Annotated in this window: 8 protein-coding genes; 1 reads left to right on the top strand and 7 read right to left on the bottom strand. The window is 45.8% G+C overall.

Translation table 11 applies throughout. The annotated features are described in order from the left end of the window. Positions 1-301 precede the first annotated feature (301 nt). Positions 302-2,041, top strand: coding sequence for a potassium/proton antiporter (locus tag FKN88_RS12425; RefSeq protein ID WP_158137463.1), 1,740 nt, complete (start codon positions 302-304; stop codon positions 2,039-2,041). Positions 2,042-2,112: 71 nt separating this feature from the next. Here FKN88_RS12425 and FKN88_RS12430 read toward each other — a convergent pair whose 3' ends face one another. The 7 genes from FKN88_RS12430 to arcA form a co-directional block, all read right to left on the bottom strand. Next, positions 2,113-2,742, bottom strand: coding sequence for a response regulator transcription factor (locus FKN88_RS12430; RefSeq protein ID WP_154169939.1), 630 nt, complete (start codon positions 2,740-2,742; stop codon positions 2,113-2,115). A 186-nt stretch (positions 2,743-2,928) separates the two neighbouring features. Further along, the gene (pulA, locus tag FKN88_RS12435; RefSeq protein WP_306687523.1) at positions 2,929-6,489 is read right to left on the bottom strand and encodes a pullulanase-type alpha-1,6-glucosidase; all 3,561 of its coding nucleotides are present in this window, start codon (positions 6,487-6,489) and stop codon (positions 2,929-2,931) included. A 414-nt stretch (positions 6,490-6,903) separates the two neighbouring features. Next, the gene (locus tag FKN88_RS12440) at positions 6,904-8,667 is read right to left on the bottom strand and encodes a protein-disulfide reductase DsbD (protein WP_373567182.1); all 1,764 of its coding nucleotides are present in this window, start codon (positions 8,665-8,667) and stop codon (positions 6,904-6,906) included. 76 nt (positions 8,668-8,743) lie between these two features. Continuing rightward, the gene (locus FKN88_RS12445) at positions 8,744-9,223 is read right to left on the bottom strand and encodes an arginine repressor (RefSeq protein WP_004394416.1); all 480 of its coding nucleotides are present in this window, start codon (positions 9,221-9,223) and stop codon (positions 8,744-8,746) included. A gap of 210 nt (positions 9,224-9,433) precedes the next feature. After that, positions 9,434-10,444 (bottom strand): ornithine carbamoyltransferase, encoded by a 1,011-nt coding sequence (locus FKN88_RS12450; RefSeq protein WP_004394417.1) that lies wholly within the window; start codon positions 10,442-10,444, stop codon positions 9,434-9,436. 117 nt (positions 10,445-10,561) lie between these two features. Further along, complete coding sequence (arcC, locus tag FKN88_RS12455) at positions 10,562-11,476, bottom strand: carbamate kinase (protein ID WP_154169944.1); 915 nt, start codon at positions 11,474-11,476, stop codon at positions 10,562-10,564. Between the two features lie 60 nt (positions 11,477-11,536). Beyond that, complete coding sequence (gene arcA, locus FKN88_RS12460; protein ID WP_004394419.1) at positions 11,537-12,757, bottom strand: arginine deiminase; 1,221 nt, start codon at positions 12,755-12,757, stop codon at positions 11,537-11,539. Positions 12,758-13,103 lie beyond the last annotated feature (346 nt).

Raw genomic sequence — 13,103 nt, forward strand, 5'->3', positions numbered from 1 at the left:
AGGTTAGCAGGCTTTATGCTGGCGATCTGTGCAACTTTAGTCGTGATGGGGGCTGTTTTATTTGCTTGATTTATAATGGTTTATTTTTGTTTTTAGCGGTTTTTTTAGTGAGTAGAGCGAAGAGATTAGCCAAAGGTATAATAAGCGCTATTCGCTCAGTGAGGCGTCTTTGCTGGATCTATTTTGTCTAAATCGTCATTTGTTTACATAAAATTTTCGCTATTGTGACATAAAATAGTGCACAATATAGCCCAGAGACAATGGCTTAGGGCGATATCATTAATCGATGATAGGAGGATGCGTGGACGCAGTTACCATTAATAGTTTTTTTATGATTGGAGCATTACTGATTGCATTAAGTGTGTTGCTCAGTCCCGTATCATCCAAATTAGGCATTCCGATTTTATTGGTTTTTCTTGCGGTCGGAATGTTGGCTGGGGAAGATGGTTTAGGGGGAATTGTCTTTGATAATTACCCTTTAGCGTATTTAGTCAGTAACTTAGCGTTAGCGATCATTTTGCTCGATGGTGGGATGCGCACTCGGGTGGCGACCTTCCGTGTTGCTCTGTGGCCGTCGATCTCCTTAGCCACTTTTGGGGTGGCGATTACCACCATGCTGACAGGCTTGATGGCCATGTGGCTCTTTGACCTGAGTTTATTACAAGGGATCTTAGTCGGTGCCATTGTTGGTTCTACGGATGCGGCGGCCGTTTTCTCGTTACTTAAAGGTCGCAGCCTAAATGAACGGGTAGGGGCGACACTGGAGATTGAATCGGGCACCAACGATCCAATGGCGATATTTCTTACTGTGACTCTGATTGCTGTATTGGGTAATCAAGGCCTAGATTTAAGTGCTGGATTTTTAGCGCTGAGTTTTGTTCAGCAATTTGGTGTTGGTGCGTTGATGGGCTTGATCGGAGGTTGGCTATTGTGGAAGTTGATTAATCATACTCAACTTCCAGAGGGGCTATATTCGATTTTAACCGTCAGTGGTGGCTTGATTATTTTTGCGCTATCGAATGCACTAGGGGGCAGCGGTATTTTGTCGATTTACTTGGTTGGTCTATTACTTGGTAATCGTCCGACCCGAAGCCGCCAATCGATTTTAAATGTTTTGGATGGTATGACTTGGCTGGCGCAAATCGCGATGTTCTTAGTCTTAGGGTTATTAGTTACACCGACCAACTTGATTGATATTGCTCTGCCGGGTTTGGCTTTAGCGTTTGGGATGATTGTCTTTGCGCGGCCACTTTCGGTATGGATAAGCTTACTGCCCTTTAAAAGTTTTACTGCGCGTGAAAAGTGGTTTGTTTCTTGGGTTGGCTTACGCGGTGCGGTGCCGATTATTTTGGCGGTATTTCCGATGATGGCCGGATTACCAGACGCTCAGCTGTATTTTAACCTCGCATTTTTCGTGGTTATGGTGTCGCTGATTGTGCAGGGTGGTTCGTTAACTAAAGCCATGAGCTTAGCCAAGGTTGAACTGCCTCCTAAACCTGAGCCTATCTATCGTACAGGAGTTGAAGTATTCCCTACCAGTCAATGGGAACTGTTTGTCTATAAACTCAAAGAAGATAAATGGTGTATCGGTGAACCGCTACGTAACTTGTTTATGCCTAAAGGTACTCGAATAGTCGCAGTGTTTCGCGATCAACAACTGCTTCACCCATCTGGGAGCACAACATTACAAGAAGCAGATACGCTTTGTGTGTTAGGACAAGAGAGGGATCTTCCAGCCTTAAGCCAATTGTTTAGCGAAGCGCCAGAAAAAGCCTCGTTAGCTCGCTTTTTTGGTGATTTTTTCTTGGACATTAATACCAAGTTGGTCGATGTCGCCTTGTTGTACGGTTTAGATTTAGGTGAGCAATCGGCAAGTCTGACGTTGAAAGAGCTGGTTGCTGAGCAGTTAGGTAACAGCCCTGTATTGGGGGACTATTTTGAATGGTACGGTTTGCAGTGGGTAGTCGCGGATGTGGTCGATTGGCAAGTGACTAAAGTTGGCCTGCGGTTACCGCCAGAAGAGAGCTTAGCTGAAAATTAACTGCCTAGTTATGTGAGCCGTCGCCAACACCCCAGCGGCTTCCAGTAGCAAGGGGCTATTTTATCACTGGCTTAGTTATCTAATTGCTTCAGTAAAATGACGGCCTGGGTGCGATTCGTAACGTTGAGCTTGCGAAAAATGGCCGTCATATGCGCTTTGATGGTGGCTTCGGAGACATTGAGTTCGTAGGCAATTTGTTTGTTGAGTAAACCATCCGATAGCATACCGAGCACTTTGTATTGTTGAGGGGTGAGGGTGGCTATTTTCTCGGCTAAATCATTGCCTTGATTAGGCATATCCGCTAATCCTGCGGGGAAATAAGGTTCGCCATTGAGTACCTGATTAAGGGCGCTGATCAAGCTGCGCATATCGCTCGATTTAGGAATAAAACCAAACGCACCATGATGTTTGACTTGAGAGACTATCGCTGATTCGTCACTGGCAGAAATAACCACGATGGGTAACTCAGGGTAAAGCGCGCGCAATTGAATCAAGCCTGACATGCCATTAGCTCCGGGCATTTTCAGGTCGAGCAGCAGTAGGTCAACATCCGCTTGCTGGCTTAATAAGCTCAATAAAGCGTCTAATGAATCTGCTTCAAGCAAATGAGCCCCGCTGATCGCCATATGCACGGATTGAAACAGCGCATTACGAAACAATGGGTGATCATCAGCGATAATAATGGTGTAGGTCGAATCCATGACGTTAATTACTTTTGAACATTTAGTTACAGAAATTATTGTCTTGTTTGTTGATAGTCACAATGGCGATGAACTAAAAGTCTGAACTGTATCGCCTTTTTATTGTGCTCAATGAAAAAAGCGTCAAATGGGTAAGCACTTGACGCTTAATAATAGGCTTCGTTTACGAGCTACTTTTTTAGCCTATTAGCTGGCCAGTTTCTCAAATACCGCCACAGACCAAGCCGGAACCGATAACTTACCGTTATTGACATTGGCTCCCGCACCAATCGATTTCGCGCCAGCATCTTGCTGAATGCTGTGCTGCTGATAGCCAGTAGCGTCAAAGTTGGCAAAGTGTGCTAAAGCTTCTGGCGAGGCGTTAATCACCACCACCAAACCTTGACGCTCGGCATCAATCGCACCATCAAAACGCTCACCACTATTATCCATGCTCATGACAATCACACCTGCAATCTGCTCACTACCCGTGTTGTGGAATTGAACTCTATCGATAATGGTTTCCCCTTTACCCAGAGTGAACAGGCCGGATGAAGCACGTAATTGAACCAGCTCATGGAAATAACCTTGCATGGTTTCCATATCAGCTTTATCTGGCTGAGCGTTAGTGCCTGCTCCGGTTATCACCGCTTCAATCATCGACCAGTTCTCGCCATCTTTATCTTCACGTGGTAAGCCGATATTCCAGTTGTGGCTTTCCATAGTAAAATCGACGCGGTTATACCAATCACCAGAGTCGTAAGAGTCACGCTGCATCGATTTAGAGCGCAAGATCTCGCTACCCATATGAATAAACGGTACCCCTTGGCCTAATATCGCCGTGGATAAGCTCACCGCCTGCATGCGCACGCGATCGGCGGTGGTAACGGTATAGGCAATCTTGAATTGGTTATTGTCCCATAAGGTTTGATTATCATGTTTGGAAACGTAGTTCTGGATTTCCCAAGCATCTTGCGCATAGCCTGTGGGCTGGCCGTTGTAATTAAGATCATGACCTGTAATCAAGTTATCGTGACGGTCAATAAAGGGAAACGCTTTTAAGTTACCAGCCATACCGACCCGTACAGTATCCGCCAAATGTAGTGCGGTGGCACGGTTATCGCTTGCCGCTAGATCATTGGGCAGAACATAGATGCCATTACCAAAGCCTTGGTTACTACGTAGGGAATCTTGACTATCAAAGGGACCGCCGCCACGCACGGCATCCCGTAGCCGATCCGAGAATGAACCGATCCCCGTACCGGCTAAGTTAGCTTGGCTGGCTTGCTTGAATTGGCGATCATTGGCCACTTCACCAAAATTCCAACCTTCACCATAGAAGTAGACATCAGGGTTGACCTCTCGTGCCACTTCTAACGTATGGACAATTTGCGTAAGTGGATGATGGCCCATTAAATCCCAACGGAAGGCATCAATTTTGTATGCTTTGGTCCAGGTATAAATCGAATCATCAATTAATTTCGCAAACATCCGATTTTCTGGCGCGGTATTCGAGCAGCAGGTAGAGGTTTCTACTTGACCAGAAAACTCGTTCAAGCGCTGGTAATACCAAGGGACAATTTTATCGAGTACCGACTTATCTGAGACGCCAGCTTCATTGGTGTGGTTATAGGCAACATCCATAACCATGTTCATACCAATGTCTCGTTTCACCGCCATCACCATCTGACGGAACTCTTTAATGCGCGTTGTGCCATCAGGGTTGGTTGAGTATGAGCCTTCGGGAACGGTAAAGTGGAAAGGATCATACCCCCAGTTAAAGCTATCGACATCGCGCACAAAGCCATTGAGGCGTTGCACCACAGGGTTTTGTTTATGGTCATCGCCTTTTAACTGATGGAATACTGCCGAAATGGTCATGTTACCGCTACAATAACTACCAAAATCACGATCGTTTTGCACCGCGGGCTGTAATTGACACAGTTTGCTAAATGGCTGATCAATATCGGCTACTTTGGTTGGGTCTTCATTAATGGTAGCAATATCAAACACAGGTAATAGGTGCAGGTGAGTAACGCCTGAGTCCACTAACGCCTTTAAATGCTTAACCGGTACGGTGTCTGGCTGAGCAAAAGCCGTATATTTACCACGGTGGGCTTTCGGTGTGCTGTCATCTAAAGCGGAGAAATCGCGCACATGGGCTTCATAAAGCACAAACTGAGCAGGGTTAGCTTGCGGATGAGGCGCTTTTAAGTCATCCCAACCGGCAGGTTTAAGGTCAGGATGATAGAGATCCACCACTTGGCTATATTGTGAGTTCATCGCCAAGCTAAGTGAATACGGGTCCGTAACTTCATAGCTTTCCACTTTATCCGTGGCTGGATGATAAACCGTTACTTGATAGCGATAAAAATCGCCATGCTTGAGGTTGGTGTCTTCTACTGACCAACTGCCGGATTTAGCATCAAATTCCATTTTTATAGGCGTTTGGGCTTTTTTATCAGCACCATAAGGGAGCAGCTTGACGGATTGAGCGGTTGGCGCCCAGAGACGGAAAGTGGTTGTATTGCCATTCGTTAGTGCGCCGTATGGCAACTTGACAGCCTCATCGGCATAGAGAGCATCTAAGGCACTGGCGGGTTGCACTTCTGTGACTTGAATTACTCCTTGATTATCACTGGCGACTAACCAGAGCTGACCTTTGACTAATTGTTTCAATTGCTCTTCGCTATAGTCAAAACTAAAACCAACAAAGTCATCTTTGAGATGTGGTTTATCTGATGTCCAATCATGGGCGGCTCTAAGCTTAGAGGTGAACTTGCTATCAAAACCAGTTACCGATTTATTGGCGGAATCAAAACTAAGCTCACCTTGCGCTGAATGATAGAGTGTTACTGAGGTTGCCTCTTTATTGCCGACTAACAAAGTCTTAGCGTCAGCAAATATAGCACTGGCACCGATGACATCCACTTGGCCTTGTGGCAAGCGTGCTAATGGTTGATAAAAGACTTTATTGGTGCCTTTAAATAGCATCCCAATCGCTCCAATCACCCCTTGTTGAGCAAACTCAAACTTTAAGTTATCGGTTTGATAATCGCCATTGCCGTTAGTATTGGCGATAAGGTTTATACAATCACCATTGTTGTTGATGGGTAAGTCCCAATAAGCGCCATAGGTTGGACTGAATCCAGAAGGGCGGAGTCCCGGCCAGCTTGTGTCTCCGGCATCGTAACTGCTGCATTCGCCGGCGTTCCAAACATGTAGTGTAAAATCGCTTTCGTCACCATCTTGGCTATTAAGGTAAATACGTAATGTATCTTGTTTTAAGTGACTTCTAGCAATTAACTCAGGGTAAACGGCAGCTACTCCTTGTTGAGTATAGACGCTGGCATTTTCCCCTAGTTGGGTTAAGTCAATTTTCGTATCAAGTTCACCCAGTGGTTTATCGTTACCAAAGTGAGGGATCATATTGATGCATTGCGAAGCATCTTGCCTGTAGGGTAGGTGCCAGTAAGCTCCGAAGGTGGCATCAATCCCATTAGGAACGAGACTATTGTTCCACTCGGTATTGCTTCCTGCATAGGCTCGACAATGGTTATCGTTCCATACGTGGAGAGTGAGCCCCTGATAAAGATCGTTATCGCTAGTTTGACTGCGTAATGTGGGGTCAGCTTTATAAAAAACGGTGACCGTTTGTGCTTCTGCGGCGATATTATCATCCGATGACGAGTTACAACCGACCAGTAAGCCGCCTGCCAAAATGGGCAGTATGGCTTTACTTAATGCCGAAAAGTTAGGTTTGTTCACGTTCTAAGTCCCTAGTTTTCTATCTAATCTATAAAAAATTAATTAAAAATTTCATAGAATTAGTGAGGTTATGAGTTCACTGGATATGCTAGGGATAAGTAACCTCTACAAAATGTGAGCTACCGCGGTAAAGATTTTTTAGAGCGATAAAAATCACCGTCTACGAACCATTATCACGTTTGGTAGGTTGAATGGCGTTCGATAAGCGCACACTTTGCAGGATGAGCAAGGGGGATGAGCTGAAGAAAATTTACAGCAATAGTCTTATTGGCCAAGGAAATGCTTGGATGTTGAAAGTTGCTCTCTGGTTATGATTATCGTAAACGGCGTGTGGTATCACAAAAAAGGGAGAGATATTTAATTAGGGAAATAAAGATGGCAGATAAATCAACGATGATTTATCTGCCAAGCCGATTAGCGTTGAAACTTTTCTAGGTGAGCAAGAAAAGGATGTTCGGCCATAAAGCCGGTAATACGCGCTTGAGGTAGTCGGTTTCCTTGTCCATCCCAGAAATCGATAGTCGGCAAACCAAGTACTTGTAGATGCTGTAAGAGTTCAAAATCTTCCGGCTCACTGCGGGTGACATCCACTTGCAGTAATACAAAGTTTTTTAGCTGCGCTTCAACGGCGGGCTGGTGAAAGGTATAACGCTCAAATTCTTTACACGCGACACACCAGTCAGCGTAAAAATCGAGCATCACCGGTTTTCCAGCTGTTTTAGCGTCGAGCAAAGCTTGATTAAGCTGTTCGACGGTTTTAATCGGTTGAAACTGAATGTTAGCTTGCTGAGCGCTGTAATGATTGGGATTCAGCCAATAACTCAGCAGTGGTTGAGCTGAGAATAATAAGCCGAGGATAGCGATGATCCCTATCAGGCTTTGTTTCCAACCTGCAAAAGGTAAGCTGTTTTTTGCATGATAGAGCCAACCGAATGCGCTTAGTCCTAACGCCGACCATAAGACCGTGCTCCATAAGCTAGGGATAATTCTCTCCAGTAGGAAAATGGGTGCAGCGAGCAGCACAAAACCAAACAAGATCTTGATGCGATTCATCCAATCCCCTGCTTTCGGCAATAACTGGTTACCGAATACGGCGACAGCGATTAAGGGAATTCCCATGCCTAAGGCCAATGCGTAGAGCGCGACGCCCCCCGTGACCAAATCACCACTTTGTGCCACGTAGAGCAAGGCTCCCGATAAAGGAGCTGTGGTGCAAGGAGAGCAGACTAAACCCGAAATTGCGCCCATCATAAACACGCCGCCAAGCCGTCCACCTTGTTGGCGCTGACTTAAGCTACTTAGCCAAGTTTGCACGCTACTTGGCAGTTGCAAACTGTATAAACCAAACATCGATAACGCTAAGGCGACAAATAAGACACTCAATGTCATCAGGACATAAGGGTGCTGCAAAGCGGCTTGAAATTGTAAACCCGCAGAAGCTACCACTAAACCCAATAAGGTGTAGGTCAACGCCATCCCTTGCACATAGACCACACTTAGCAGCAATGCGCGGCGTTGTGAGATAGCTCCGCCACCAAGTACGATACTGGTTAAAATTGGGTACATGGGTAATACGCATGGGGTAAAAGCCAAGCCAATACCGAGTAATAAAAACAGTAGCGGAGTCCAAGCACTGTGGGCTAATCGATTCGCTAAAGAATCTTGTTGTGAAGTGGCAAGGTTGGTTTCGTTAACGGTTGAGCTAGAGATAGATTCGCTGGATGCTTGGGCGATGACGGGTTCCAGATCAATAACCCGAGTTTCAGGTGGGTAACAAAAACCTGCGGCGGCGCAGCCTTGATAGCGCACGGTCAATGTAGCACCAGATTGGGCATTGTTCAGTGATACGTTTATCGACAGTGGCGTATCATAAATCATCACATCGCCAAAAAATTCATCATGATACGGCTGTGCTTGCGGCAACACGTAATCGGCCAACTGGGCGTTTTTAGCCTCAATGGTTAGGCTACTTTGATATAAATAGTACCCTGGCTTGATCTGCCAATCTAAAAATAGTTGATCAGCTTGTTGGAAAAAAGACAGCGGAAAGGCTTGATCGACCGGAGCAAAGCGCGATGCTCCGTTTAACTCAAATGAGGGATTAACGGTCAATGTGGCCAATGCCGGCGTACTGATTGCCGTACTCAGCAGCAGTAAAAGAGAAATAAATAGACGCATCATCACTACAATATCCAAAACACGATTGGCTTTACTATATAGACAACGGGTTGGAAGATACAGTGCAGCGCTGGGCTTAAGCCACCCCTAAGCGACTTTTGACAATCCGCTCACAGGCTTCGACACGATTGGCGTCGCGCGGAATCACGAGTACGGTATCATTACCGCCCACGGTACCAATGATTTCGCTGTGCGGATCGATATCAACCAAACGAGCAACTAACTGAGCGCTGCCCGGATGGGTCTTGACCACCACGACGGATTGGTTGTGAGTAATAAATTCAATTTGCGAAGCAATCGAAGATTCAACGCGTACTGGTGCGGTTTCTACCGTGATGCAATAAACTTTTTTGCCACAAGCATTACGGATTTTGACCACGCCGAGCTGAGAAAGTAAGCGTGATACGGTTGATTGGCTTACGCCTTCAAACCCCAGTTCAACTAAGCGCTCGCGTAATTCATGTTGATTGGCGAAGCTTTGCTGTTGTAGCAGCCTCTTGCAGGCCGCGGTTAATGAGCGTTCATCAGCATCAATGTCAGGGATGGTTCGGTTCACGGTCGTGCCCTCGTTTAACGATTAAGCAAACATCATTCTGGAGTTGAGCATATCACTTATTGATTTACGGCTTATTGCGGCAGATCACCAAATAAAAAACTGCATTATGATGATTAGTTAGTTGTTTAAATGGATGAACAACGAGGTAGGGAAAATCACGAGCCGGACTTCGGCTCGTGATGTAGTGAGAGGAAGATAAAGGGTTATCGATCAGTCACCGAGGGTGGCTACCATCACCGCTTTAATGGTGTGCATCCGGTTTTCTGCTTCGTCAAACACAATCGAATGTTCTGATTCGATCACTTCATTAGTGACTTCAACCCCTTGTTTTAGCTCTGGGTAAGCTTGGGCCAACTCTTTGCCGACCGTGGTATCTTCACCGTGGAATGCCGGTAAACAGTGCATGAATTTGACATGCGGATTACCTGTAGCTTTAAGCATGTCCATATTGACTTGATAAGGCAGCATTAACTGGATGCGCTCGGCCCACGCTTCTTTGGCTTCGCCCATCGAGACCCAAACATCGGTGTAGAGGAAATCACAACCCATGACGCCTTCTTGCACATCTTCAGTTAGGGTGATTTTTGCTCCCGTTTCTTCAGCAATTGCGCGGCAAGTAGCAACCAGTGATTCTGTTGGCCAGAATGCTTTTGGCGCGACGAGGCGAATGTCCATGCCCATTTTCGCAGCGCCGACCATTAACGAGTTACCCATGTTATTGCGCGCATCGCCTAAATAAGCAAATTTGATTTGATGCAGTGCTTTACCACGGCCGTGTTCGAGCATGGTCATAAAGTCAGCAAGAATTTGCGTTGGGTGGAACTCATCGGTTAGGCCATTCCATACCGGAACGCCAGCGTATTGGCCGAGTTCTTCGACAATCTCTTGGCCAAAACCACGGTACTCAATCCCATCATACATCCGACCTAGTACGCGAGCGGTGTCTTTCATCGATTCTTTGTGGCCAATCTGTGAGCCAGAAGGGCCAAGGTAGGAGACTTGCGCGCCTTGATCAAAAGCCGCGACTTCAAAGGCGCAGCGAGTGCGGGTCGAGGTTTTTTCGAAAATTAAGGCAATATTTTTGCCTTTCAGGCGAGGCTGTTCATAGCCATTGTATTTGGCTTTTTTCAGCTCAATCGATAAATCTAATAGATGCTGGATCTCTCTTGGTGTGAAATCAAGCAGTTTTAGGAAGTTACGGTTACGTAAATTAAAAGCCATGATGTTATCCTCGTTTTAGGCGCTAGCATGATGTGTGCGAGCGCTGAGTATTTCGCTGATTGACGTGGTGACAACCTAGATTGGTGGGAGGTTGTCATCCAGCCTGAAACCTAGTGTTTAATGGTCACGAATGATATTGGTCCCCGCTTGACCTTCTAAAATGGCTACCGCGTCTTCCAGAGCTCCAATGCCTACCAGACGGCCACCTTGTTTAATAAATTCACAGGAAGCTTGAATTTTCGGTCCCATAGACCCTTCGTCAAATTGATAAGCCGCTAATTCACTTGGCGTTGCTTGACGCAAAGCATGTTGAGTTGGGCTTCCCCAGTCGAGATAAACCGCATCGGCATCGGTTAAAATAAGCAATGCATCGGCGCCAATTTGTTTGGCGAGAAAGGCGGCTGACATGTCTTTATCGATCACCGCTTCAACGCCCACTAGTTTGCCTTGCTGGTACTTAACTGGAATGCCGCCACCGCCGGTACAAATCACTAAATGTCCATCGGCAATCAAGGTATTGATGGCTTGATGTTCAACAATCCCCGTTGGTAGTGGGCTTGGCACCACACGGCGGAAATACTGGCCATCAGGTTTTACTGTCCAATGGTATTTTTCTGCCAAAGCTCGCGCTTCTTCGGCTTGATAAACCGGGCCAATCGGTTTGGTTGGATTGGCAAACGCAGGGTCATTGGCATCAACGGTCATTTGAGTCAACATACAAGTCACGTTGCGTTCTGGAAGTAGGTTTTTAAACTCTTGCATCAGCATATAACCAATCATGCCTTGAGTTTCACTGCCCAATACGTCAAGTGGATACGGGTTAACTTTTTTGTACTCTAGCCCTTGTAGTGCTAATAATCCGACTTGTGGGCCATTACCGTGCACCAGTACCACATTGTAGTGCTCGGCCACTTTCGCGATGGCTTGCGCGGCAATCTGAATATTGTGGCGTTGAACATCCGCTTCTAATGGCTCGCCGCGACGAAGTAAGGCATTGCCTCCTAAGGCGACGACAACAGTTTGTTTTGTCATGGTCATTTCTCTCGTTGATGGATGGAAGGAGAAATCTCCTTCCATATCACTCGCCCTAACTTAGATGTCATCACGTTCAATAGGGCAGCTCATGCAGCGAGCGCCACCACGGCCACGACCTAATTCATCACCTGGGATAGGCAGCACGGTGATGCCTGCTTTATCGTATTTCTCATTGGTGTAAGTATTGCGCTCATAACCAATAACGACGCCTGGGCGAACCGTTAGTACGTTGTTGGCGTCGTTCCATTGCTCGCGTTCTGCTTCGAAGCTATCGCCGCCGGTGGTGATCATTTGTAACTTATCAACACCCAGTGCGCGCTCGATGGTATGAATGTAAGAGGCTTGTTGAGTGGCTTTAACTTTGCCAGAAGCATCGCCGGTTAAGCTCCAACATTTCACATCATCTGGAATCACATTTGGATAGACAGAGAAGGTATCTTCACGCATGTGAGTCATGACGGTATCGAGATGCATACAAGAGCGTTCTTGAGGTAACTCAAGGGCAATCACTTGTTTGGCTTGACCGTGTTTAAACAGTGCTGAAGCCAGTTGTTCCACCCCTTGTGGCGTAGTGCGCTCTGACATGCCGATTAACACCGCGCCGCGTCCGATGACTAAAACGTCGCCGCCTTCGATGGTAGACTTATCGTAGTTGCGTTGTTCATCACCGAAATATTTGATGAAGTCTTGGCCAGCGAAGGTTGGGTGCCAGCGATAGATTGCTCTGAGATGGTTAGTTTCACGCTGACGAGCGACTTTCGCCATCGGGTTAATGGAGACGCCACCGTATACCCAGCACGAGGTATCGCGAGTAAATAAATGGTTAGGTAGTGGTTTAATAATGAAATCATCGGCTTTATGCATCGATTGTAAGATAGACGATGATTGCATCGGGAACTGGCCGTAAGACAAGCCACCGGTTAGGATTTTAGCTAATTCAATATGCGGTAAATCATTAAGGAAGCAGCGAACATCGTTGGCAAACGTTGGTCCAAAACGATTATCTGAGATTTGCGTATGCAACAGCCACTCTTTGGCTTCACTGACATCGAGGGTTTCGGCAAGCAAATTCGTTAGCAGCAAAACCTCAACACCTTGATCGCGGAGGGTTTGTGCAAAAATATCGTGCTCTTTACCTGCACGTTCAATATCTAACACATCATCAAATAATAAGTCGTGACAGTTAGAGGGGGTTAAATGAGTTAATGCACGTCGTGGACGATGAATTAAAACGCGGCGTAATTGACCTACTTCAGAACCTACGTATAACTTACTCATAATCGTATCTCTCTTATTTTGTATACCTTAATTAACTAAAGGTATAATTATTTTGTAGGGTGTATGAGGGAGATTGAAATTTATATTTAAATTCATCTCTTTGTTCTGTGTTTTATATTACCTTGTGTGGATGTTCTTTCTTGGATGTGGCTCACAGTTTACTTTTTATATTAATTTGCCATTTTAGATGAGTTATTAACAAATATTATTCATTTGATAACGTTTAAATCGGCGGTTTTTTAATGGTTTTTTATGGAATAAAATGCTTTTTATTATTGTTCATCAGCCAGTTTTCAGTCTGATAGCATTTGATTTGGAAATATTATGCAAACCATAAAAGTGTTGG

Origin of the sequence: Vibrio sp. 2017_1457_13, from assembly GCF_030851525.1 — a bacterium.
Classification (GTDB): Bacteria; Pseudomonadota; Gammaproteobacteria; order Enterobacterales; family Vibrionaceae; genus Vibrio; species Vibrio metschnikovii.